Source organism: Hyalangium sp. (assembly GCF_045802625.1).
Lineage (GTDB): Bacteria > Myxococcota > Myxococcia > Myxococcales > Myxococcaceae > Hyalangium.
This window is the reverse complement of record NZ_JBJMQP010000065.1, coordinates 1-22,225: the sequence shown is the minus strand read 5'-3', so window position 1 is coordinate 22,225 and position 22,225 is coordinate 1. Positions and strand designations below refer to the sequence as shown.

General features: G+C 67.7%; 23 protein-coding genes. 12 read left to right on the top strand and 11 right to left on the bottom strand.

Annotated features, from left to right (window positions below):
• The first annotated feature begins 13 nt into the window (after positions 1–13).
• The 3 genes from ACJ8AT_RS13260 (at position 14) to ACJ8AT_RS13250 (ending at position 3,054) form a co-directional block, all read left to right on the top strand.
• The gene (locus ACJ8AT_RS13260; RefSeq protein ID WP_407738071.1) at positions 14–1,144 is read left to right on the top strand and encodes a mannosyltransferase family protein; all 1,131 of its coding nucleotides are present in this window, start codon (positions 14–16) and stop codon (positions 1,142–1,144) included.
• A gap of 117 nt (positions 1,145–1,261) precedes the next feature.
• Positions 1,262–2,395 carry a mannosyltransferase family protein gene (locus tag ACJ8AT_RS13255; RefSeq protein ID WP_407738070.1) on the top strand — a complete coding sequence of 378 codons (1,134 nt, stop codon included), beginning with the start codon at positions 1,262–1,264 and terminating at the stop codon, positions 2,393–2,395.
• The gene (locus ACJ8AT_RS13250) at positions 2,392–3,054 is read left to right on the top strand and encodes a class I SAM-dependent methyltransferase (protein WP_407738069.1); all 663 of its coding nucleotides are present in this window, start codon (positions 2,392–2,394) and stop codon (positions 3,052–3,054) included. The genes ACJ8AT_RS13255 and ACJ8AT_RS13250 overlap by 4 nt, the downstream gene beginning before the upstream one ends.
• Positions 3,055–3,080: 26 nt before the next feature.
• Here ACJ8AT_RS13250 and ACJ8AT_RS13245 read toward each other — a convergent pair whose 3' ends face one another.
• The 5 genes from ACJ8AT_RS13245 to ACJ8AT_RS13225 all read right to left on the bottom strand — a co-directional run bounded on the left by ACJ8AT_RS13245 (position 3,081) and on the right by ACJ8AT_RS13225 (position 8,077).
• Positions 3,081–3,902: an SDR family oxidoreductase gene (locus tag ACJ8AT_RS13245; protein WP_407738068.1), complete on the bottom strand. Its 822-nt coding sequence runs from the start codon at positions 3,900–3,902 to the stop codon at positions 3,081–3,083.
• Positions 3,903–3,976: 74 nt separating this feature from the next.
• On the bottom strand, positions 3,977–4,525 hold the full coding sequence (locus ACJ8AT_RS13240) for a hypothetical protein (RefSeq protein ID WP_407738067.1): 549 nt from the start codon (positions 4,523–4,525) through the stop codon (positions 3,977–3,979).
• A 5-nt stretch (positions 4,526–4,530) separates the two neighbouring features.
• Positions 4,531–5,460 (bottom strand): imelysin family protein, encoded by a 930-nt coding sequence (locus ACJ8AT_RS13235; RefSeq protein WP_407738066.1) that lies wholly within the window; start codon positions 5,458–5,460, stop codon positions 4,531–4,533.
• A gap of 100 nt (positions 5,461–5,560) precedes the next feature.
• On the bottom strand, positions 5,561–6,793 hold the full coding sequence (locus ACJ8AT_RS13230; protein ID WP_407738065.1) for a di-heme oxidoredictase family protein: 1,233 nt from the start codon (positions 6,791–6,793) through the stop codon (positions 5,561–5,563).
• 99 nt (positions 6,794–6,892) lie between these two features.
• The gene (locus ACJ8AT_RS13225) at positions 6,893–8,077 is read right to left on the bottom strand and encodes a hypothetical protein (protein ID WP_407738064.1); all 1,185 of its coding nucleotides are present in this window, start codon (positions 8,075–8,077) and stop codon (positions 6,893–6,895) included.
• Positions 8,078–8,404: 327 nt separating this feature from the next.
• Here ACJ8AT_RS13225 and ACJ8AT_RS13220 point away from each other — a divergent pair, with 327 nt between their 5' ends.
• Together ACJ8AT_RS13220 and ACJ8AT_RS13215 are read left to right on the top strand one after the other, a co-directional pair.
• Positions 8,405–9,244, top strand: a complete 840-nt coding sequence (locus tag ACJ8AT_RS13220; RefSeq protein ID WP_407738063.1) for a hypothetical protein — start codon at positions 8,405–8,407, stop codon at positions 9,242–9,244.
• Between the two features lie 383 nt (positions 9,245–9,627).
• Positions 9,628–10,512 carry a hypothetical protein gene (locus ACJ8AT_RS13215; RefSeq protein WP_407738062.1) on the top strand — a complete coding sequence of 295 codons (885 nt, stop codon included), beginning with the start codon at positions 9,628–9,630 and terminating at the stop codon, positions 10,510–10,512.
• Between the two features lie 97 nt (positions 10,513–10,609).
• Here the strand turns inward: ACJ8AT_RS13215 and ACJ8AT_RS13210 are convergent, their stop codons facing one another.
• The 4 genes from ACJ8AT_RS13210 to ACJ8AT_RS13195 form a co-directional block, all read right to left on the bottom strand.
• On the bottom strand, positions 10,610–11,422 hold the full coding sequence (locus tag ACJ8AT_RS13210; protein WP_407738061.1) for a DUF3014 domain-containing protein: 813 nt from the start codon (positions 11,420–11,422) through the stop codon (positions 10,610–10,612).
• Between the two features lie 96 nt (positions 11,423–11,518).
• A complete protein-coding gene (locus ACJ8AT_RS13205) occupies positions 11,519–11,920 on the bottom strand; it encodes a low molecular weight phosphatase family protein (RefSeq protein ID WP_407738123.1) in 402 nt (133 codons plus the stop codon).
• Between the two features lie 86 nt (positions 11,921–12,006).
• Entirely contained in the window at positions 12,007–12,855 is an 849-nt protein-coding gene (locus ACJ8AT_RS13200) for a carbohydrate deacetylase (RefSeq protein ID WP_407738060.1), read from the bottom strand.
• 12 nt (positions 12,856–12,867) lie between these two features.
• Positions 12,868–13,662, bottom strand: coding sequence for a glycosyltransferase family 2 protein (locus tag ACJ8AT_RS13195; protein WP_407738059.1), 795 nt, complete (start codon positions 13,660–13,662; stop codon positions 12,868–12,870).
• Between the two features lie 128 nt (positions 13,663–13,790).
• Between ACJ8AT_RS13195 and ACJ8AT_RS13190 the strand changes: the two genes are divergently transcribed.
• The 5 genes from ACJ8AT_RS13190 to ACJ8AT_RS13170 all read left to right on the top strand — a co-directional run bounded on the left by ACJ8AT_RS13190 (position 13,791) and on the right by ACJ8AT_RS13170 (position 18,747).
• Positions 13,791–14,735, top strand: coding sequence for a diguanylate cyclase (locus tag ACJ8AT_RS13190; protein WP_407738058.1), 945 nt, complete (start codon positions 13,791–13,793; stop codon positions 14,733–14,735).
• A gap of 220 nt (positions 14,736–14,955) precedes the next feature.
• The gene (locus ACJ8AT_RS13185; protein ID WP_407738057.1) at positions 14,956–16,533 is read left to right on the top strand and encodes an ATP-binding protein; all 1,578 of its coding nucleotides are present in this window, start codon (positions 14,956–14,958) and stop codon (positions 16,531–16,533) included.
• Positions 16,530–17,981: a sigma-54-dependent transcriptional regulator gene (locus tag ACJ8AT_RS13180; RefSeq protein ID WP_407738056.1), complete on the top strand. Its 1,452-nt coding sequence runs from the start codon at positions 16,530–16,532 to the stop codon at positions 17,979–17,981. The genes ACJ8AT_RS13185 and ACJ8AT_RS13180 overlap by 4 nt, the downstream gene beginning before the upstream one ends.
• Positions 17,982–18,003: 22 nt before the next feature.
• Positions 18,004–18,204 carry a LysR family transcriptional regulator gene (locus ACJ8AT_RS13175; RefSeq protein WP_407738055.1) on the top strand — a complete coding sequence of 67 codons (201 nt, stop codon included), beginning with the start codon at positions 18,004–18,006 and terminating at the stop codon, positions 18,202–18,204.
• A gap of 267 nt (positions 18,205–18,471) precedes the next feature.
• Positions 18,472–18,747, top strand: coding sequence for an ester cyclase (locus ACJ8AT_RS13170; RefSeq protein WP_407738054.1), 276 nt, complete (start codon positions 18,472–18,474; stop codon positions 18,745–18,747).
• Between the two features lie 9 nt (positions 18,748–18,756).
• Here ACJ8AT_RS13170 and ACJ8AT_RS13165 read toward each other — a convergent pair whose 3' ends face one another.
• Positions 18,757–20,088: a replication-associated recombination protein A gene (locus ACJ8AT_RS13165; protein WP_407738053.1), complete on the bottom strand. Its 1,332-nt coding sequence runs from the start codon at positions 20,086–20,088 to the stop codon at positions 18,757–18,759.
• A 74-nt stretch (positions 20,089–20,162) separates the two neighbouring features.
• Between ACJ8AT_RS13165 and ACJ8AT_RS13160 the strand changes: the two genes are divergently transcribed.
• Both ACJ8AT_RS13160 and ACJ8AT_RS13155 read left to right on the top strand, forming a co-directional pair.
• On the top strand, positions 20,163–21,008 hold the full coding sequence (locus ACJ8AT_RS13160) for an NAD(+)/NADH kinase (RefSeq protein WP_407738052.1): 846 nt from the start codon (positions 20,163–20,165) through the stop codon (positions 21,006–21,008).
• Between the two features lie 21 nt (positions 21,009–21,029).
• Positions 21,030–21,833: a YdcF family protein gene (locus tag ACJ8AT_RS13155; protein ID WP_407738051.1), complete on the top strand. Its 804-nt coding sequence runs from the start codon at positions 21,030–21,032 to the stop codon at positions 21,831–21,833.
• Here the strand turns inward: ACJ8AT_RS13155 and ACJ8AT_RS13150 are convergent.
• Positions 21,812–22,015, bottom strand: a complete 204-nt coding sequence (locus tag ACJ8AT_RS13150) for a hypothetical protein (protein ID WP_407738050.1) — start codon at positions 22,013–22,015, stop codon at positions 21,812–21,814. The genes ACJ8AT_RS13155 and ACJ8AT_RS13150 overlap by 22 nt on opposite strands.
• Positions 22,016–22,225: the final 210 nt, after the last annotated feature.

The following is a 22,225-nucleotide window of genomic DNA, read 5'->3' as shown; positions in this document are numbered from 1 at the left end:
AAGTCCCAGCGCCATGAACCGCTCCGCCCTTCGTATCGTGGCCCTGGCCGCCGTGGGCGCGCTCCTGGCGTGCACGGCGGCGGTGGCGGTGGCCTCCAGGGCGTTTCCCGAGGGCTACAGCCCGGCACGGGCCACCTGGCCCACGCTGCCCGCGCCGCTGGGCTGGGTGCGCGAGGACGGGGGTTGGTACGCGCATATCGCCACCCAGGGCTACAGCTACACGCCCGGGCAGCAGAGCTCCGTGGCCTTCTTCCCGCTCTATCCGCTCGGGGTGCGAGGGCTGGGGGCGCTCGGCCTGGACACCTTCCTGGCTGGGGTGCTGCTCACCATGGTGTGCGGCCTGCTGGCGCTGGTGCTCTTCGTCTCGTGGGCGCGCACTCGCACGGACGAGGCCACGGCGCGGGATGCGGGCCTGCTGCTCGCCCTGTATCCCTTCACGTTCTTCCTCTATGGCGCGATGTACTCGGACGCGCTCTTCCTGCTGCTCGTCGTGGGCGCCTTCCTGTTGCTGGAGCGCGGCCAGCTCGGGCTCGCCGTGCTGCTGGGAGCGGTGGCCACCGCCGCGCGCCCGGTGGCTCCGGCGCTCGTGCTGGGGCTGCTCGCGCGCAGGCTGGAGTGGAAGCACGAGCGCGGTCAGCGCTGGAGTGGGGTGGATCTGCTCCCGGTGCTCGCCGCCACCGGCTTCCTGCTCTACATGCTCTATCTCTGGCGCACCTTCGGTGAGCCGTTCGCCTTCGTGAAGGTTCAGTCCGCGCCTGGGTGGGATCAAATGCCGGGCTGGCGCACGTGGCTCAAGGTCCGCTGGCTCCAGGGCTTCAACGCGGCCATGAAGCCGGGGGACTTCCTGCGCCTGGCCGGTCACGCGGCCGTCACCCTGGGGGCGCTCGCCCTGGTGTGGCCCACCGCGCGGAGGTTGGGCTGGGGCTATGGCCTCTACTCGGCCGCCATCGTGGGATTGCCCGCGCTCTCCAGCAAGGACTTCATGGGCATGGGGCGATACCTGCTCGCCGCGTTCCCGCTCTTCGTCACGCTCGCGCTCATACTGCGCGAGCGGCCACGGCTGAGGCTCGGAGTGATGGCCACCAGCGGAGGGCTCATGCTCCTGCTGGCGTTCGCCTACGGCGCCGCGGAGTACGTCTCCTGATGGTTGCTGGCCCTTGCATGACGCACTCGGACGACATGGACTCGCCACGAAGGAGCGATGCAGCGTGGCCCGAAGGCGCTTGACCCGAGCGGGAGGGTGAACGATTCCACACCCCACATGTCGCGCTCCGCCCCTCGGGTCATGGCCCTCATCCTCGTCCCCGTCGTGGCGCTCTGCGCGGCAGCCGCCGCGGTGGGGGCCTGGCGCCTGCATCTCAAGGTGCCGGGGGGGGCTGTCCTGCGGCTCGCCGACTACTTCTCCATGGGCTGGGTGGGCTGGGATTCAGGTTGGTACAAGCTCATCGCCGAGCAGGGGTACTCGTACACGCCGGGCGTGCAGAGCCCGGTGGCGTTCTTCCCGCTCTATCCCCTGGCCATCCGGGCGCTCATGGCGCTGGGCGCCTCCGTCTACTCCGGGGGCATCCTCGTCACGCTGCTCTGCGGGCCCGTGGCGGTAGTGCTCTTCACGGCTTGGGCGCGCACCTGGGTGGATGAACGCACCGCGCTCCAAGCCGGGCTGCTGCTGGCGCTCTATCCGTTCTCCTTCTATCTGTATGGCGTCATGTACTCGGACGCGCTCTTCCTGCTGCTGGTGGTGAGCGCCTTCCTGCTGCTGGAGAAGGGGCAATTGGTGCCCGCGGTGATCCTCGGGGCCATGGCGACGGCGGCGCGGCCGATCGCGCCCGCGGTGGTGCTGGGGCTGCTGGCCCGCCGGCTCGAGTGGAAGCACGCCCGGGGCGAGCGCTGGACGCTCCTGGACTTGCTGCCCGTGCTCTCCGGGCTCGGCTTTGCCTGCTACGTGCTCTACCTGAGGCAGAAGTTCGGTGCGCCCTTCGCCTTCGTGGAGACGCAGGGGGCTCCGGGGTGGGATCAGGCGCCCGGGTGGAACACGTGGCTCAAGGTGCACTGGTTCCATGTCGTCTTCATGGAGGGCAACAACGCGGAGGTGGTGCTGCGCTACACCAGCCATGCGCTGCTGGCCGTGATCGCGCTCCTGCTGGTGAGGCCAACCATCCGCCTGCTGGGGTGGGGGTACGGGCTGTTCATCCTCGCGGTGGTCGGGCTGCCGGCCGTGGGGACCAAGGACTTCATGGGCATGGGGCGCTACCTCATCGCCGCCTTCCCGCTGTTCCTCACGCTCGCGCTGCTGCTGCGCGAGCGCCCCCGCCTGCGCCAGGCGATTCTGGCCGTGAGCGCGGTGGGCGTCGTCCTCCTCTCGTGGGCCTTTGGCCGGGAGCTGTACATCTCGTGAGCGCCCTCCTCGACAAGACGCTGGCCCTGTTCTCGGAGCTCCCGCCCGCCGAGCGCTTCCACGTGCGCGCCCGAGCCTTCTCCGCTCCGCTGGAGGCCGTCGCCGGGCGAGTGCCCTCCGGAGGCACTGTCGCCGACATCGGCTGTGGTCATGGGCTGCTCTCGGCGCTGCTCGCGCTGGAGGATCCGAGCCGCACCGTGCAGGGGGTGGATCCGGATCCGCGCAAGGTGATGTGGGCCTCCCAGGGGCCCGGCCGGCTCCCCAATGCCCGCTTCGAGATAGGCACGGTGGAGCGCCTCGCGGAGCAGCACCCGGGCGGGTTCGACGCCGCGGTGGTGTGTGACGTGCTCTACCTGCTGCCTCGGGAGCGGTGGCCGGAGTTCCTGCGCACCGTGCGGCGCGTGCTGCGTCCCGGCGGGCGGTTCCTGCTGAAGGAGGCGGAGGGGGACCGCTCCTGGAAGCACTACAAGTGCCTCGCGCAGGAGTGGGTGATGGTGAAGATGCTCGGCCGGACGAAGGCGGGCGGAGGGCTGGTGCTCGAGCCCCGGAGCACCGCGGAGGCCCTGCTGCGAGACGCGGGCTTCACGGTGCGCGAGACGGTGGAGCTGGATGCGGGCTACACCACCCCGCACATCCTCTATGTGGCGGAGGCCACGTAGGCCCGAGCCGCCGAGCCCCGGCCCTGTCAGTCCAGGAAGTAGTCCGGCAGCAGGTCCGCGCCCTTCACCATGGCGTACGGCTCGAAGTCGGTGACGCCGCGCGAGCGCAGCAGGTCCTCGTCCAGGAAGAAGTTGCCGGTGCAGGTGCGGCTGTCGCTGGTGAGGATGGCGTGGGCCGCGTCCGCGATGATCTCCGGCTTGCGGCTCTGGCGCATCATGTCCTCGCCGCCGAGCATCTCAATGGCCGCGGTGGCGATCGTCGTCCGCGGCCAGAGCGCGTTGACGGCGATGCCCTCGTCCTTGAACTCGGCGGACATGCCGAGCACGCACATGCTCATCCCGTACTTCGCCATGGTGTAGGCCACGTGGTTCTGGAACCACTTGGGCGCCATGTTGAGCGGGGGCGACAGGTTGAGGATGTGCGGGTTCTTCGCCTTCTTCAGGTGGGGCAGGCACGCCTGCGAGGTGGCGAACGTCCCTCGCGTGTTGACCTGGTGCATCAAGTCGAAGCGCTTCATCGGCGTCTCGAGCGTCCCGGTGAGGCTGATGGCGCTGGCGTTGTTCACGCAGATGTCGATGCCGCCGAACGTCGCCACCGTCTCCGCCACCGCCTGGGCGAGCTGCTCCTCGGAGCGGATGTCCACCATGAGGGGCAGCGCCTTGCCGCCCGCGGCCTCGATCTCCTGCGCGGCGGTGTAGATGGTGCCGGGGAGCTTGGGGTGGGGCTGGGCCGTCTTCGCCGCGATGACGATCCGCGCTCCATCCCGTGCGGCCCGCAGCGCGATGGCCTTGCCGATGCCTCGGCTCGCGCCGGTGATGAACAGGACTTTTCCTGCGAGGGTGCTCACGGTCTCTCCTTTACGTTGCGCGCACGAGCTTACCGAAGGGGACCAGGGCCAGCAGCGCCAGCTTCACGTGCTGGCTACTTGGCCAGCGTGGAGAGCTGGAGCGGCTCGGCCTCGACGTAGTCGTTGGCCACGGCCTCGGTGTGGCAGCTGTTGCACTCGGAGCCGCCAGCGCCATAGCCGCTGCCGATCGGCGGCCCCAGCCCGCGCCAGACGATCTGCCAGGGGCTGGTGGGATCATCCGAGTTGGTCTGCACCAGCTCGAACCACTCCCAGTTCACCGCGCCCGCCACGTTGAAGTTCCCGCCCCGCTTGACCATCCCGAAGGTCCGCGGCCCCTGCATGTCCGGGTCCCCGACACCATCCGTGTGCTTCACGATCATGGTGCCGATGGGGAACTCCTTGGCACCCTTGCGGGGACGGCTCTTCAGGTAGATGTCCCGGTCCACACCCGTGTGGATGCCGCCGGAGCCGTCCGCCTCGCGGTGGAAGAGCTCCCACGAGGTGAAGCCCTGGAAGTCACGCTCCAGGGCGATGAAGGTCTGCGGCTCTTCAGAGGGATCGGTCGTATCGCTCCCGCCGCAGCCGGCGGAGGCGAGGATGCCAAGGAGAAGGAGGGTACGCATAGGGGTCATGGCAGGCGGGGAATGCCGAGCAGATCGGCGGAGGCTTCCATCGAGCTTACCAGCGAGCCCTCGTGCTCGGGCTCCGACTCGTCGGACAGCACCTGGTAGAGCTGGCCAAAGGGCGTGGCGAGATCCTCCGCCGAAGGCTCCTGGGAGCTCCAGTGGGCGGGGACCTCGGGCAGCGCGTCGCCCTGCAGCGTGGCGTAGTGGTCCTGCACGCGCTTGAAGCCCGCGGCGATCTTCGTGTCCAGCGCCTTGCCGCCGTCGAGCGACAGCAGCCAGGGCTTGAAGGCCTCGTAGGTGTAGACGCCCGCGTCGACGTTGGCGCGCATGTCCGCCAGCGTGAACTGCGCGTAGCGGGACTCCTCCTCGCCGCTGGCGGCCTTGTTGGCCTTCTCGACCTGCTCCTTCATGGAGCCGATCACCCCGCGGAAGGCCGAGGAGTTGTCCAGCGCGAGCGGGCCGAACTGGTTCCGCATCTCCTGGACGTCGTTGGCCAGCCGGACGAGCAGCTTCTCCTTGAACTCGCGCGCCTGGTTCTCGTTGGCGGGGAAGGCAGCGGCCACGTAGTAGGGCAGGCCCTTCTCGAAGTCCACCACCCGCTGCGGGATGGAGTCGGACCAGAGGATGCGCTCGGCGGCGTGGATGCCGGTGACGCCCTGGTCGTCGAAGAGATCATCATCCGGGCCGGTGGCGATGAAGCCGTCGTAGCGCTGGTCGGTGGAGATATCGAGCTCGGGGAAGAGGACGGCGATGGCGCCCTCCACGTGCTCGTAGGCGGTGCGGGCCTTCTTCCAGTCCGTCTTCATCTTCTGCACGGCGGCGGCGTCCTGGGTGGCGCTCCAGCCGTCAGCGTCGGGAGCAGGCGCATCCTTCTGCAGGGCCACCACGGCTTCCTGGAGCGAGTCCAGGTTGGACTGGATGTAGCTCTTCACGTCGAGCAGGGCCTGCTCCTGCGGGTCCTTTCCGCAGGAGGTTGCGCACACAAGGAGGAGGGGAATGAGCCGGCGGTACATGAAGCCTCTGGGGGGAGGGTTACAGCGAGGAGACAAAGTCGATCAGCGCGGTCTGCTCCGCGCTGGAGAGCTGTTGGAAGCGGCGGACCGAGTCGTTGGCCTCGGAGCCGGGGCCTTGATGCGCGAGGATGGCGTCCTGGAGCGTCTTGGCGCGCCCGTCGTGCAGGAAGTCATTGAAGAAGCGCAGGCCGATGAGCGGGGCGGTGCGCCAGTCTCGCGAGCCGGCGCTCTCGTCCACCATGCCGTCCGCCAGCGCGGGGCCCATGTCGTGCAGCAGCAGGTCCGAGTAGACAGGAGCGTCCCGGCCGGCCAGCGGCGCGAACGGGTAGTCCGCCCGCGTCCTCAGCGAGGGCACGTGGCACACGTCGCACCGGGCCTGCGAGAAGAGCCGGACCCCGTCGCTGTTGGGCTCGGCACGCTTGGGAATCTCGAGCAGGCGCATGTAGTCACCCACCGCGTTCACCCGGGTGAGATCCACGTCGACGCCGGGCTTGCCGTCGTCGGTGAGGCCGTCCGGGTTGGCCGCCTCGGTAGGCCGCATGGGCGAGGTGATGCCCATGTCCCCCTGCATCGCGTCCGCGGTGAACTCGTCCAGCGAGGCGATGCGGGCCTTCACCCCGAAGCGGCCGATGAGGTTCGTCTGCCCCGGCTGGTAGTGCTGGAAGGCCTGCTCGGGGTTGGCCTGGGAGTGGTAGGTGACGCGGTTCACCCGCCCGTGGATGCCGTCATCCCGGGTGGACTGCTCGGCCTGCATCCGCTCGATCTCCGAGTCGGCGATGGCCTCCAGGTAGCCGCGGCCGAACACCGCCGGGCCCACGCGCAGCGACAGCTTCACGTTCGTCGCGTTCGCCGGCGCCTGGATGGCCTGGGTGGCCCCCGCCGCCTTGAAGGGGCGCACCGTGTGGCCATAGGCCAGCGCGCTCTGATCCTCCGCCGGGGTGACCCCATCCGCGCCCACCACCGCCATCTTCTGCACCGAGCCCGGGCCTCGGGAGGCGCCCTGGTGGCAGGAGGAGCACGCCACCCGGATGTAGAGCGGCCCCAGCCCGTCCGCCTCGCCATAGGTGACGTCGAAGAGCTTGTCCCCCTCGTTGAAGCGGGCCTGGAGCTCGGGCGTTACCGCGCGCAGCGGAAGATCCGTTCCATCCTCCGCCCGCACGTCCAGCTTGTTCGGATCCGTGCCACCACACGCCAGGGCTCCCAGCGTGAGGGCCGCCGCACCGAATCGCTTCAGGCTCCGCAGAGTTCGCACGGGGGCGCAGTGTAGAGGAAGCAGACGGCCCCCGGTCAACCCGGGGGCCTGCCGCCCTTGGAGCGCCCACACTGGCAGGGTGCGTCCGAGGAGGCTACGTCACTCGTGGCAGTAGACGAGCGCGGGCACGCACGTACCGTCCGGGCAGTTGTCGCTCGCGCACTCGGGCGGAATGTCGCAGGCGGCCCCGTCCGGCTTCAGGGTCTGGCAGGTGCTAGCGGACAACGAGCAATACGTCTGATCGGGGCGGCAGGAGTAATAGTCATTCGGGTCGCACGAGCCGGTGCTGGGCGGCAGCGTGCACCGGCCATTGGTGCAGTTGAGCCCCGACAGGCAGCCCGTCAGGTACACCTGCACGTCCGCGGGGGTGTTCTGGCAGGCCTCGCCCTCCTTCGTAGGCTTGACGCAGGTGCCCGGCAGGAAGTTGCCCTCGCTGTCCAGCCCGGCGCCCTGGCAGGTCAGCCCCTCCTGGCACTGGGAGCCTCGGAGCGCGGCGTCCACCTCTTGCGGCGAGCCCGAGCACTTGGCTCCCTCGCGCTTGCGCGCCACGCAGACGTCACCCTCGCAGTACAGGCCATCGGCGCACGAGGAGTCCTGCGAGCAGCCCGAGCCCTCCTTGGCCAGTGGTACACACTTGCTGTCCACGCAGAGCAGCCCGGTCTTGCAGCCGTTGTTGTCCACGCAGTCCGCATTCAGGTCCCCGGGGAGCACGCACATGCCTCCGGAGCACCGCAGCCCGGCGCTGTCATTGCACGGGAACCCTCGGAACGTGGAGCAGGTGTCACCTGCGTTCAGCACCTCGGGGCAGGTGGAGGGGCACGTCGTGTCCTCCTTGCCGCCACAGCGCCCCGCGGCGCACTCGTAGAGGAACGAGCACGCGGCGCCCGGCTGCACCGTGCCATGGAGCGCGGCCTGGCAGGAAGCCTTCACCGCTTCATCCTCGGCCTGCGCCAGACAGCGGGTGTTCTGGATGCCGTCCAGACAGCTCCGGGCCTGCGCTTCGTCATAGACGAGCCGGCCCGCGGCGATGGCTCGCGTCACATCCTCGGCGTGGATCAGGTCGGCGGTCTTCGCCTTGCACTGATCCACCAGATAGGGCGCGAGCAGATCGCACCGGCCCTGGCGATCACACTGGGCCTCGGCGTACTGCTGCGCGAACTGATCCGCAGTGACGGGAGTGGGAGGAGGGGGAGGAGGAGGGGTGGACTTCCCGCAGGCCGCGAGCAGCACCACGCAGGAACACGCCAGCAGAAGCCAGCGAGAAGGGGGGGGGGAGGGGGTCATGGTGCTCAAATCCTGACAAGACATGGCGGCTGAAGGAAGAGGATTCCTCACCTTTTCCTGTCTGGACTGGGTCAACGCGTATCTCTTTCGGGGCAAAATGCCCCGAACTATGAATACGTAATATGAATATTCAGGTAAAACATAAAAAAAGCACCTTGGCTGAATAGAGGGCTTCCCAGCATTCTCAGGAAGTGCTACAAATCTTTTCGCCCGTGACCGGAAAATTTTCCCCCGCCGGTCCTCCGAGGCAACAGCGAGGATCCCCCAATGCGTGGAGTTCGTTTCGTTCTTCTGTCGTCTCTCCTGGCTGCCGCTGCTTGCGGTGGAATGGATCAGCAGGCCGATGAGCAGTCGCAGTCGGTGGATGTGCAGGCGGACGGCAAGGGTGGCGGTCTGGCCAGCACCTACCTCGGCGAGGCCAAGCCCGTGGGCAGCGCTGCTCCGGGCGCCAACGGCATCACCAACCACGGCGGCCCGATCATCTCGGGCACGGTCAACGTGTACTACATCTGGTACGGCAACTGGTCCGGCAACACGGGCACCACGATCCTCACCGACTTCGCCAACAGCATCGGTGGATCTCCGTACTTCAACATCAACAAGACCTATACCGGCGTGACCGGCGCGGTGCACTACGCGGGCAGCACCACGGATGCCTACTCGCAGGGCACGTCGCTGACCGACGCCCAGATCCAGACGGTGGTCTCCAGCGCCATCACCAGCGGCCGCCTGGTCAAGGACACCAACGCGGTGTACTTCGTGCTGACCTCGTCGGACGTGACGGCCTCCTCGGGCTTCTGCACCCAGTACTGCGGCTGGCACACCCACGGCACCATCTCCGGCTCGGACATCAAGTACAGCTTCGTGGGTAACCCGGACCGCTGCCCCTCCGCTTGCGCGGACCAGACGGTGGGCCCCAACGGCAACGCGGGCGCGGACGGCATGGCGTCCATCGTCGCCCACGAGCTTGAGGAGGCCACCACGGATCCTGACCTGAACGCCTGGTACGACACCAAGGGCGCGGAGAACGCCGACAAGTGCGCCTGGACCTTCGGCACCACCTACAGCTCGGGCGGCGCTCTGGCCAACGTGCACCTCGGCGCCCGTGACTACCTCATCCAGCGCAACTGGGTGAACGCGTCCGGCGGCTACTGCTCGATGAACTAGTCCAGCCTCCAGACCAGCTCGCTCCTGCGCGGGCGAGTGGCTGAAGCAGAGACGGCGGGTCTCCTCTCGGAGGCCCGCCGTTTTTCTTTTCAGCCCGGTGTGAAATTTGGTTTCAAACTACTACATCGGGACTCAAGGTTTGATGCGGCGCGGTGAATCAGCAAATGGGGTGTGAGTTCGAACGAAACAAACTCCTGTGAACTCAAAGATTTGTGCAATGCGATAAAAACCAGCAAACCAAAAAAACGCATGAAACCAATGGAAACATCTTTTCCAATGAATCAATGAATGTTAATTAGCGCTCGCCCGTGACCGGACAATTCCCCCACCGGTCCTCCGAGGCAAAACGAGGTTCCCCCATGCGTGGAGTTCGTTTCGCTGTCATGTCGTCCCTCCTGGCCCTGGCCGCTTGCGGCGGTGCGGAGGAGCTGTCCAATGAGCCGCAGCAGTCTGTGGATGTGCAGCCGAACGGCAAGGGCAACCTGACCGCCGAGGCCTTCGCGGCCAAGCCCACGGGCCAGGTGGTCCAGGCCGGAATTCAGTTCCACGGTGGCGCGGTGATGACCGCTACCAAGACCGCCTACGTCATTTGGTACGGCAACTGGTCTGGCAACACCGCGACCACGATCCTGCCCTCCCTGTTCTCGGGCATCGGTGGATCTTCCTACTTCAATATCAACACCACCTACACTACCAGCGCCGGTACGCCGGTCAGCAACTCGGTGAGCTACGGTGGCAGCACCACGGACAGCTACTCGCAGGGCACCTCGCTGAGCGACGCGGCCATCAAGACGGTGGTCTCCAGCGCCATCACCAGCGGCCGCCTGCCGGCCAACTCCAACGGCGTCTACTTCGTGCTGACCTCCTCGGACGTGACGGCGTCCTCGGGCTTCTGCACCCAGTACTGCGGCTGGCACACCCACGGCACCATCTCGGGCCTGGACATCAAGTACAGCTTCGTGGGTAACCCCGACCGCTGCCCGTCGGCTTGCGAGGGCCAGAGCGTGGGTCCCAACAGCAACGCGGGCGCCGACGGCATGGCGTCCATCATCGCCCACGAGCTGGAGGAGACTGCCTCCGACCCGGACCTGAACGCGTGGTACGACAGCAGCGGCGCGGAGAACGCCGACAAGTGCGCCTGGACGTTCGGCTCTACGTCCACCGCCTCCAACGGCGCCAAGTACAACATGACGTTCGGCGGCCGTAACTGGTACATCCAGCAGAACTGGGTGAACTCCGGCTCCGGCTTCTGCGCCAAGAGCTTCTAGTCTCCCTGGCCGCGCGAGCCCTTCGGCGGGCTCGTGGCTGAAGACGGCGGGTCTCCTCACGGAGGCCCGCCGTTTCTTTTTGCGGGCGCTTTGCCGCTCAGTGCCCGGCGGCGGGCAGGCCGAGCGCGGTCTGCAACTCGCGCAGCTTCGCCTGGACGGCCTTGGCGTTGGTGGGGCCCAGGCGCAGCAGGTGCTTCTGGGCGGCGCTGAGCTGCTCCAGCTTCGGGTCCGCGTAGGCGTAGTTGACGCCCTGCGTGGCCACCACCTCGATGTCACCGTCCGGCACGGGGGTGTCCAGCATCCGCTGGATGGCGCGCGAGAGCGTCTCGTCGAAGCGCTGGCCGGGGCGGGCGATCTCCGCGAAGGCCTGCTCGAAGATGGGCCTGAGCGCCTTGTAGGTGTTGACGGTAATCTCCGTGTCGAGCGAGTTGAAGATGCGCCCCACACTGTCGTAGCGGGCGAAGCTCTCGGGAGCGATGAAGTGCTTGCCGTCGCGCTCGACGGTCTGGAAGGCGCCCTGGGGTGCCATCGAGGGCAACACGGCGCGAGGGCTCTCTCCCTCGGCGATGTTGGCGACGGCCGCGGTGAAGCGCCGGGCCAGGCCCTCGGCGGCGACCCACTTCTTGAGCTCGGGCTCGTTGGACAGCAGGCCCACCAGCTCGCGGGTGCGCGTGTCGCTCTGATCCACGGAGGGCAGGGGTTTGGCCCCCGTCACCTCCTTCGTTCTGCCAGACGGCTGGGGATTCGTCGCGGTGGCGGAGGGCGCGGTGGGAGTGGCCGTCGGGGGGGTGGACGTCGATCGGCCGCGCAGGACATAGGCGCCAACGCCTGCGGCTCCCGCCACGACGAGGGCGACGATGGCTCCATACAGGGGCTTGCGTGAAGGAGGAGAGGGCTGCGGATCGCTCATGGTGTCTCCCAAGGTGGGGTGAGTGGGACGGGTGTGTACTCTGGTTTGGACGCTGTCTTGGCGTCCAGTCTGGAAAGGATCCTCCAGAGAGGAGATCTAGGGCGCCCAGCCTTCGCGCTCCAGCAACTTCGACACGCGGGCGCGGACGTCGTCCCGGATCTGGCGCACCCGCTCCACCGGCTTGCCCTTGGGATCCTCCAGCGGCCAATCATCGCGCTTGAGGCCCGGCACGTAGGGGCAGGCGTCCCCGCAGCCCATGGTGATCAGCCAGTGGGCGCCTTGCGCCAGCTCGTCCGTGAGCCGCTGAGGCTTCGCGCCCGACAGATTGATCCCCACCTCTCCCATCGCTGCCTGCACTTCCGGGTGGATGCGCTCTCCCGGCTGCGTCCCCGCCGACACCGCACGTGCCTTCCGTGGGTCGGCCATCGCGTTGAAGAAAGCGGCTGCCATCTGCGAGCGCCCGGCGTTGTGAACACAGGCGAAGATCACCGTTTTCAGGACTGCCCTCCATGCCTCAAGCCCTCGGATGCGGACTTTGTGTGGCGCCACCCATACACGTGCTGTGCCTCGAAGGAACTCAGAACTCAGAGCGCGGAGCGAAGGTGGCCGTAGGTGGTCAGCGTGATGCCGCGCTCCTGGAGCCTCGCCCTCACCCGTGGGCTCGTGAGGGCTTCCAGCTCGGACTGCCAGCCATAGGTCCACGCGGGATCCTCGGGCACATGGGGAGTGCCCTCGCCGGGGTGACAGCCCACCTCGAAGTCGCCCTCGGGCAGCGAGTCCAGCAGGGTCAGCAGGGTGGGCTCATCCAGCCGGCCCGCCTCGAACACGCCCCCGGCGCTCACCCGCCGCACGCCCGGAGGAGGACGCGGGGCCGTGCGCGCCAGGGCCGTCAGGATCAGGGTCTTCAACGCGGGGCCGGGAGCACGGCGCCACGAGGCGCTCGGGAGCCGATCCGGCCAGCGCACGGGCAAGCCCTCGCGCCGCGCCAGGGCCTCCACGATGGGGCGGATTCCGGGCAGCAGGTGGAGGTGCTGGTGCGCGTCCAGGTGGTCCACCTCGGCGCCCAGCTCCCGGGCCCGAGCGAGCTGGGCCTCCAGCTCTCGCTCCACCTCCGCGCGGCGCACCCGGCCGGTGAGCCACGCGCGAGCAAACTCCGCCCAGCTTGCCCGCAGCCTTCCGCCCGGAGCCACCGCGGGCACCTCGAGCGGAGGCGCCGCGCAGGGCAGCCGGGTGGAGAGGGCCAGGTGGACGCCGAGCGCCAACCCCTGCGCCCGGGCCTGGGAGATGGCCTCGGAGGCGCTGGGGCCCGTCACCAGCAACGTGGCGCTGGTGACGATGCCCTCGCGGTGCGCGCGGAGGATGCCGGCGTCCACGGAAGGGTGCAGCCCGAGATCATCCGCGTTGACGATGAGGCGCGTGGTGCCGCGGCCCACAGCCTGCTCCTTCTAGCCGTGGTGCCGGCGCTTGGGGGCGCTGGCCGAGTGGAGCGGCGCCACCGAGGGAGGCAGCCGCACCGGCTTCAGCGGCGCGGGCGGCGAGCGCGTCTCCGGGTAGAGGTTGGCCAGCTCCTTCACCATCTTCATGATGACCGAGGGTGAGGCCAGCGTGGACACGCCGCGGGTGCGCGGGAAGTAGTCCACGCCCATCTGGAAGACGCGGAAGCCCTTGCGGATGGCCTTCACCACCAGCTCCGCGTCGATGAACGAGCCCAGGCTCTTGAGCTCCATCGCCTCGAGCACGCGCCGGTGCATGACCTTGAAGCTGAAGTTCACGTCCTTGATGTTGATGTCGAACAGGGAGCGGATCAGCAGGTTGTAGACGAACGAGTAGATGATGCGCTTGGGCCCCTCGCTCGTGCGATCGAACCGGAAGGCGCAGATCATGTCCGCCTCCAGGTAGTCCATCAGGTGCAGCGCCCGCTCCAGCTCCCTCAAGTCCCACGGCAGATCGATGTCCGAGTAGACGACGATGTCCTTGGTGGACGCCGACAGGCCCGTGCGCATCGCCCCGCCCAGCTTCAGGTTCACCTCGTGGGTGATGACGCGCAGCTGCGGAATGCGCGCGGCCAGCTCCTCGGCGATCTCCCGGGTGCGGTCCGTGGACGCGTCGTTGACGACGATGATCTCGAAGTCATCCGTGAGCTGCGGCAGCACGTCCAAGGCCCGAGTGACGGCGCGCTCGACGTAGTCCTCCTCATTCCAGGCGGGGAAGAAGAGGCTGATGCTCGGGTAGTTGGCCACGGACGGTCCTCACGACGGGCGGTATGCGACGGCTGGGTAGCAGAGGGCGCTGTCCCGCGCAATCGCCGGGGTCGCTCCTTAAGGAGCCCTCATGCTACGGTCCCGCGCCGACCTTCGATGGGGAGACTGTGGGAGAGAAGCCCTTCGTTCTGCTGCTGGTGGATGACTCCCGGTCGACCGCGACGAAGCTGGCCAGGGCTCTCGGCTCCGAGCAGTACGCTCCCCGGGTGGTGCCCGCCGGCCCCGAGGTGCCAGGGCTCGCCACGCAGGTGGATCTCGTCCTGCTGTGCCTCGAGCCCTCCACGGACACGGGGCTGAGCTCGCTGCGCCGGTTGATGGATGTCGAGGGGCCAGGCAGGGGCGCGCCCGTGCTCGTGATTGCGCCCGCCGAGGCCCGCGAGCTGCGGCTGGCCGCGCTCCGCCTGGGCGTGGAGGTGGTGGCCGAGCCTTGGGATGACGAGGAGCTGCGGGCCCGCATGCAGCGCGCCTTCTCGGCCCACCAGATCCTAATGACCTTGGCGTCCCAAGTATCGGAGCTCCAAAAGCTCTCTGTGCTGGACGGGCTCACGCTGCTGCACAACCACCGCTACTTCCAGGAGCGCCTGCGCGAGGAGTTCCGCGTGGCCCAGCGCTATGATGACGCGCTCTCGCTGATCCTCCTGGACCTGGACCACTTCAAGCAGATCAACGCTCAATACGGCCACCCCATGGGAGATGACGTGCTGCGCAAGGTGGCCCGAGCGCTCCAGCTGAGCGTGCGAGAGACGGACATCCTCGCCCGTTACGGGGGCGAGGAGTTCGCCGTGCTCCTGCCGCGCACCCCCCTGGCCGGCGCCATCACCGTGGCCGAGCGCATCTGGAAGGAGCTGGGCCTGCTGCGCGTGGGACCGGACGATCGCTTGCAGGTGACGGCCTCGCTGGGCCTCTCCGGCTTCCCTCACCGCACCGTGCTCTCGCCGGATCAGCTGCTGCTCACCGCGGACGAGGCCCTCTACCGAGCCAAGCGCGAGGGGCGCAACCGCATCTGCCTCCACTCGCCAGTGCCCATGCTGTCCGGCTCCCAGCGGCTCTAGCGCCCGGGTGGCCGAGTCCAAATCACCCGGGTCATTCTTCTTGCGGTGGGAGTCATTCTTGACCCTTTGTCACCTCGGGGGTATAGAATGACCCTCCAGTACCAGTCACTACGAATTCGAAAAGATAAAAGAATCAACAGGTTGGCGTACCGGTTTCCCCCTGGGTCAGTGGCCACAGCATTGCAAATGTTTGACGGGGAAAGATAGGCGAGGGCTGCGAGTGGGGCTTGCGCATACACAAGAGGCGGGTTCCCGCGGGCGACTGCTGTTGGTCGACGATGAGGAGAACATCCTCAAGTCCATCCGGCGGGTGCTGCGCCGGGGGGATTGGGACATCGAGACCGCCACGGATGCCGAGGAGGGCCTGAAGCGGCTGGATCAGTTCGCGCCGCAGGTGGTCATCTCGGACTTCCGGATGCCGGGGATGAACGGGGTGGAGTTCCTCACCCGGGTAAAGGAGCAGGTGCCGCTGGCGCAGCGCATCATGCTCACCGGCCAGGCGGATCAGCTCGCCATTGAAGAGGCGATCAACCGCTCGGAGATCTTCCGCTTCATCTCCAAGCCGTGGAACGACAGCCACCTGGTGCTCACCGTCAAGAGCGCCTTCGAGCAGTACGCGCTGGTGGCCGAGAACCAGCGGCTCATGCGGGTGACGCAGGAGCAGAACGCGGAGCTGAAGAAGCTCAACACGGAGCTGGAGGCCCGCGTCGAGTCGCGCACGCTGATGCTCAGCCAGGCCAAGCGCGACTGGGAGCAGACGTTCGACTGCATCGAGTCTCCGCTGGCGGTGATGCAGTCGGACTACATGGTGCGCCGGGCCAACCTGGCGTACCTGAAGGTGGCCGCGGTGGGCGAGGGCGCCAACGCCTCGGCGGCCACGTGCTACCAGTACCTGTTCGGGCGGGACTCGCCGTGCCAGGGCTGCCCGCTGCCGCAGGCGCTGGAGACGGGCAAGAGCGCGCGGGGGGAGATTACGCAGAAGGGGCGGACCTATGTGGTGGCCGCCTTCCCGATGCCGGGGGACAAGCGCGTGGTGTGCAGCTACCGCGACGTCACCGAGGAGTACGCGCTCACCAAGCGGCTCATTGAGACGGAGAAGATGGCGGCGGTGGGCCAGCTGGCCGGCGGGGTGGCGCACGAGATCAACAACCCGCTGGGCGGCATCCTCGCCTTCGCGCAGCTGATGAAGCGCGACTCGGGGCGCAGCGAGGCGGACAAGGAGTCGTTGGATCTCATCGAGGAGAGCGCGCTGCGGTGCAAGCGCATCGTCGAGAGCCTGTTGAAGTTCAGCCGCCACAGCAAACCGGATGATCGGCGCCACTTCGACTTGTCCAAGTGCGTGGAGGACTCGGCGGTGCTGTTCAAGGCGCAGCTCAAGGCCAACCCAAAGGTGAAGCTGGAGCTGAACCTGGCCAACGGGCTGCCCAAGCTGTTCGGGGATCCGGCCCAGCTCTCGCAGGTGGTGCTCAACCTGCTGCAGAACGGGCTGCAGGCCCTGCCGCATGTCGAGAACGAGCTGGAGGGCTTGCTGAAGGTGGACACGGGGCGCGAGGGAGATCGGTGCTTCTTCGCGGTCTCCGACACGGGGACGGGCATTGAGGAGCGGCACTTGAACCGCATCTTCGAGCCGTCCTTCACCACCAAGCCGCCCGGCGAGGGCACGGGACTCGGTTTGTCCATCGCCTACCGCATCGTTCAGGACCATGGGGGTGTCTTTCAGGTGGACACCAAAGTCGGTCAGGGCTCCCGATTTACCGTCTATCTCCCCGTTCCCCTGCAGCTCGAGAGGTTGCCGTGAACCCACCCAAGCGCGCCAAGATTCTTGTCGTGGATGATGACACCGTCGTCCTGAAGGCCGTGAACCAGATTCTCCAGCGCGAGGGCTACCCGGTGGTCGCCATCGATGACGCGGTGGAGGGGCTGGCGGCGGCGAAGGACCCGTCCATCGACGTCGCGGTGCTGGACATCAACATGCCCCACCTGTCCGGCATGGATCTGCTCAAGGCCATCAAGGCCGAGCGGCCGGACGTGGAGGTCATCATGATGACGGCCTACGCCACGGTGGAGACGGCGGTGGAGGCGGTGAAGGCGGGGGCGTACGACTACCTGACCAAGCCCTTCGAGAACATCGATGACTTGAGCCTCACGGTGGGCAAGGCCGCCGAGCGCAAGGCGCTCAAGGATCGCACCCGCGCGCTGGAGGAGGCGCTCACGGTGCGCAGCCAGTTCGAGGATCTGATCGGCCAGTCCAATCAGATGCGCGCCGTGTTCAAGCTGGTGGAGACGGTGAGCCACTCCACGGCGACCGTGCTGATTCAAGGGGAGAGCGGCACGGGCAAGGAGCTGGTGGCGCGCGCCATCCACTACCGCAGCTCGCGCAAGGACAAGCCCTTCGTGGCGGTGAACTGCTCGGCGCTGACGGAGACGCTGCTGGAGAGCGAGCTGTTCGGCCACATGAAGGGGGCGTTCACGGGCGCCACCAACAACAAGAAGGGCCTGTTCGAGGCGGCCGACGGCGGCACCATCTTCCTGGACGAGATCGGCGACGTGCCCCCGGCCACCCAGGTGCGCCTGCTGCGCGTGCTGCAGGAGGGCGAGGTCAAGCGAGTAGGCGCCAACGAGCCGGTGAAGGTGGACGTACGCGTCATCGCCGCCACGCACGTGGATCTGTCGCGCGCCAAGTCCGAGGGCAAGTTCCGCGAGGATCTCTTCTACCGGTTGAACGTCATCACGATTGATCTGCCGCCGCTGCGCGACAGGCCGGAGGACGTGCCGCTGCTGGTGCACCACTTCCTGAAGATGTACTCGGCGAAGCTGGCCAAGAAGGTGACGGGGTTCACGCCGCGGGCCATGGAGGCGCTCACGGTGAACCGGTGGACGGGCAACGTGCGCGAGCTGGAGAACGTCATCGAGCGCGCGGTGGTGCTCACCTCCAACGAGGTGCTGGACGTGGAGGACTTGCCGCCCGGCTTCCAGGAGTCGCCGCAGGCGGGCTCGCCGGTGGAGGTGTTCAGCCTGGCGCACCTGCCGTACGCGCAGGCCAAGCGCCTGGCGATGCGCGCCTTCGAGCGCCGCTACCTCACGGCGCTCTTGGAGAAGAACAACAACAACGTCTCCAGCGCGGCGCGCGCCGCGGGAGTGGATCGCTCCAACTTCCGGCGCCTGCTCAAGCAGTACGAGGTGGCGGGCCGCACCATGAAGCAGCGCAAGAACGGCAACGACGACTCGCCATTAGAGGTGGCGTAGCGGGCCCCGGCGGAAGGCCCTCATGCCCCCTCCGCTTCCGGATCTCAACGAGGTCGCCCTCTTTCTTCAGGTGGCGGAGCACCAGAGCCTGAGCGCGGCGGCGCGGGCCCTGGGGCTCCCCAAGTCCACCGTCAGCCGCAAGCTGTCCCAGCTCGAGGAGCGCCTCCAGGCCCGGCTGCCGCGCGCTTCGGGCTTGGAGTCCGCCACGTCCGAGCCCTCCTGATTCTGGGAAGTGCCGTTCCAAACATGGAACGGCTGTCCGGAGCTGGGCTGCTTTATAAGGGAAGCGTCGGATGGCTCGCGGCCCCGTGGGGCCGAGCCCCTCTCTTACAACCGCACACGAGGAGTACCCACATGATGTCTCGTCTTGGAACCCAGGTCCTGGGAATGCTGGTGTTTTGCCTGATGGTGGGCTGTGGCACGGGCACCACGGAGCTGGACGCGAAAGGACTTCCATAGCCACGCCCTGCCGGATGGCGCTCCTCAGGGCGTGGAGCCCACCACGCAGTTCATGCAGTCGGTGTGGACCGCCTTCCCGGACATGGTGTCGCACGAGGACGCGATCTTCGGCGAGGGCGACCGCGTGGTCATCCAGTGGACCATCGACGCCACCCACAAGGGCAACTTCTTCGGGGTGAACGCCACCAACAAGCCCATCCACGTCTCGGGCATGGATGTGCTGCGCGTCAAGGATGGGAAGTTCGTGGAGCACTGGGGCGGGCTGGGTGATCAGATCGACGTCATCTTCCAGCAGATCCAGCAGTAGCCGCGCGCTTCAGTCGTCCTCTCCCGGCTCGCGGGGCCTGTCCGCGAGCTGGCGCTGGATGGCCTGGTAGCGCTCGGACAGCTCTCGCTCCAGCCCGTTGGTGCCGGGCTTGTAGAAGCGCCGGGCCTTGAGCGTCTCGGGCAGATAGTCCTCCGGGACGTAGTTGCCCTCGAAGTTGTGGGGGTACTTGTAGCCGCCCCCGTAGCCCAGGTTCTTCATCAGCTTCGTGGGCGCGTTGCGCAGGTGCAGCGGCACCGGCAGCGCGCCCTCCTGCGTCACCGCGGCTCGGGCCTCACCGTACGAGGTGAGCACCGTGTTCGACTTGGGCGCCAGCGCCAGGTACGTCACCGCCTGGGTGAGCGGCAGCACGCCCTCGGGCATGCCCACGAACTGGAACGCCTGGAGCGCGTCCACCGCCACCGCGAGCGCCCGCGGATCCGCGTTGCCAATGTCCTCCGAGGCGAAGATCACCATGCGGCGGAACACGAAGACGGGATCCTCGCCCGCCTCCAGCATCCGCGTCATCCAATAGAGCGCCGCGTCCACGTCCGAGCCGCGCATGGATTTGATGAAGGCGCTGACGACGTTGTAGTGCTCCTCGCCGGCCTTGTCGTAGAGGAGCATCTTCTGCTGGAGCGCCTCCTCGGCCGCCTTCTTGTCCACGCGCGAGCCCCCGTACGCGGCCGCCACCTCGAGCGCTGTGAGCGCCCGGCGCGCGTCTCCTCCCGCGGCCTCGGCGATGAACTGGAGCGCCTCGTCCTCCACCTGCACCTTGCCGTTCAGGCCCTTCGGAGAGGCCAGCGCGTGGCGCATGACGGTGATCAGCTCCTCCTCCTCCAGCCCGCGCAGGGTGACGACGCGGCTGCGCGACAGGAGCGCGGCGTTCACCTCGAACGAGGGGTTCTCCGTGGTGGCGCCGATCAGCGTCACCGTGCCCTTCTCCACGTGGGGCAGCAGCGCGTCCTGCTGCGCCTTGTTGAAGCGGTGGATCTCGTCGATGAACAGCAGGGTGCGCTGGCGGTTCATCTTCCAGCGATCCTGCGCGCGGGCCACCGTCTCGCGGATGTCCTTCACGCCCGAGAGCACGGCGGACAGGGACTCGAAGGCAGCGCCGGTGGAGTGGGCGATGACGCGCGCCAGGGTCGTCTTCCCCGTGCCCGGCGGGCCCCAGAGGATGAGCGAGGGCACCTGATCCTGCTCGATGGCCCGGCGCAGGAAGCGGCCCTCGCCCGTCAGGTGCTCTTGCCCGACGAACTCGGCCAGGGTGGTGGGGCGCATGCGCTCGGCCAGGGGGGCCTGGGCCTGCTGATCCTTCTGGCCGGCATGTTCAAAGAGGTCCATATGGCGGGAACCTATCGCTTGGTTCTATTTCCTCCAGCACCCCTTGCCTGCCTGGACTAGAACCATCCGCCACCGTGCAGACCCTGGCCATCGTCGCGAAGAGGGACAAGCAGGAAGCCATAGCGCTGGCGGGGCAGATCCGTGAGCGCTACGGCCACCTCACCGTGCTCGGAGAGCGTTATCTGGCGCACGCGCTGGGCTGGACTCGCGTCGAGGATCGCGAGCTGGCCAGTCGAGCGGACCTGGTGGTGGTGCTCGGGGGAGATGGGACGCTCATCTACACGGCGCGGCTGCTGGCGGGCCGAGGAGTCCCCATCCTCGGGGTGAACCTGGGCAGCCTGGGCTTCATGACCGAGGTGCCTGTCGACGAGCTGTTCTCCACCCTAGACGAGGTGCTCGCGGGCCGCTTCAAGGTGGACTCGCGCATGAAGCTCGCCTGCCGGCTGGTGCGCGATGGAAAGGTCGTCATGGAGGACGAGGTCCTCAATGACGTGGTCATCAACAAGGGCGCGCTGGCGCGCATCGCGGACCACGAGACGTCCATCGATGGGGTGCCCATCACCACCTACAAGGCGGACGGCATCATCCTGGCGACGCCCACGGGCTCGACGGCCTACTCGCTGTCGGCCGGAGGGCCCATCGTCCACCCCTCGGTGGACTGCACCATCCTGTCGCCCATCTGCTCGCACGCGCTGACTCAGCGCTCCATCGTGGTGCCGGCGGACCGCACCATCCGCGTCGTCCTGCGCAAGGAGACGGCGGACACCTTCCTCACCTTGGATGGGCAGACGGGCCACTCGCTGCAGGGCAATGACTGCATCGAGGTGGTGCGCTCGCCCAACCGGGTGAACCTGGTGCGCAACCCGCACATGGCCTACTTCACCATCCTCCGGCAGAAGCTCCACTGGGGCGAGCGCTGAGGGGCCTCGCTCGGGCGCCTCATGTTCCTGCTGCTCTCCAAGATCCTGGATCTGTTCCTCGGGCCGCTCACGTGGGCCATGCTGTTCATCGTCGTGGGGCTGGTCCTGCGCCGGCGGGCCCGGCTATCGATTGGCCTGCAGGTGCTGGGGCTGGCGGTGCTCTACGTCTTCTCCATCGAGCCCGTGGCCGGGGCGCTGCTCCGGTGGCAGGAGGCCGGGGTGCAGGCGACGTACCAGCCTGATGTGGTCTACGACGCCGTCATCGTGCTGGGCGGAGGGGTGGATCTCGACGCGACCGAGGTGTCCGGGCGGGTCGAGTACAACTCAGCCGGGGATCGCATCGTGCGCGGCTACGAGCTGCTGCGGGAGGGCCACGCGCGCAACGTGCTCATCTCCGGAGGCACGCTGGATCCGCGGCCGGAGGCTGTCATCGAGGCGGATGTGCTCGCGCGGCAGCTTCGGGAGTGGGGCATCGAGCCCCAGCGCATCTTCACCGAGGGCAAGAGCCGCAACACGCGCGAGAACGCGCTGGGCTCACAGCAGATCATCCAACAGCAGGGGTGGAAGACGCTCCTGCTGGTGACGAGCGCGGCGCACCTGCCGAGGGCGTATGGGTGCTTCTCGGCGCTGGGAATCCGGCCGGACACCTTCGTGGCGGATGTCCGGGCGCCTTCTGGGAAGCGGCCTCCGAGCTGGCTGCCGAGGGTCTATCACCTGAGCGCCAGCTCGGACGTGCTGCGGGAGATGGCAGGGCGGTGGGTGTACCGCCTGCGAGGTTGGACAGCCGAGGAGCGGCAAGCCGCTCAGTCTGGCGGCTCCAGGTAGGAGCCATCGCCGTCGTCGATGGTGTCCGTCGCGCACCGGGTGATCTGTTCGGCGGGGGCCGTCGGGGCCTTCCCTCCCGAGGTGGAGGGCTCCGTGTCCGGGCGGTCCGATGGGGCTTCCTTGGGCGTCTGCTCCCCGGGGAATTCTTCGGCAGCGTCCCACTTCTTCTCTGGCTCTGTCATGACGACGCCTCTGGCTGGTGCATCTCCGTGAAGGTGCTCACGGGGGCATCTTGAGGAGGCAGCCGGACACAGTTGGGAACAGCTCAAGGAGGACGAGTGGCGCTCGCCCGGACACTCGGTGCCACTGCTGAGCGGGCTTCCAAGCTCGTGCGAGGGGCTCTGGCCGCGCTCACAGCGAAGCAGAGGCCGGCGCGCACTCCGCGCCCGGAG